This window comes from Psychrobacter sp. PSi21, from assembly GCF_054960615.1.
Map to the genome: position 1 here is coordinate 1 of NZ_JBHNYR010000051.1, position 551 is coordinate 551.

1 protein-coding gene is annotated in these 551 nt (G+C 42.5%); it reads left to right on the plus strand.

The features are described 5' to 3' along the window. Nucleotides 1–505: IS3 family transposase (locus tag ACFI32_RS14840; RefSeq protein ID WP_462627392.1), on the plus strand; the 505-nt coding region annotated here is incomplete at its 5' end. Nucleotides 506–551 lie beyond the last annotated feature (46 nt).

Genomic DNA, 551 nt, shown 5'->3' on the forward strand with positions numbered 1-551 from the left:
TGCTAAGCGTCCTAATGAGTCTTGGGTCAGTGACATCACTTATGTCTGGACGAATGAGGGTTGGCTGTACTTAGCAGGCGTTAAAGACTTATACACTAAAGAGCTGGTCGGCTATGCCATCAACAAACGTATGACCGCTGATCTAGTATGCCGTGCACTCAATATGGCAATCCAGAACAAACGACCTAGAAAAGGGCTAATAGTTCACTCTGACAGAGGTAGCCAGTATTGCAGTCATGTCTATCACAAGATCATCAAACGACATCAGTTTGCAGGCTCAATGAGCGCTAAAGGCAATTGCTTTGATAACGCACCTATAGAGAGCTTTTGGGGTGTATTAAAGAATGAGTTGATATATCATCAGGACTATAAGAACAGATTTACCGCCATTACCGATATCATCAGATATATCGAGTTGTACTACAACCAAACGAGAATTCAAAAGGGTTTAGGCTTTAAATCGCCAAGACAGGTGTGGTTTGATTATTATCGTCAGGCTGCGTAACTAAAATACCCCAAGTTTATCTGTACGGATTTGACGGCAAGGGTCA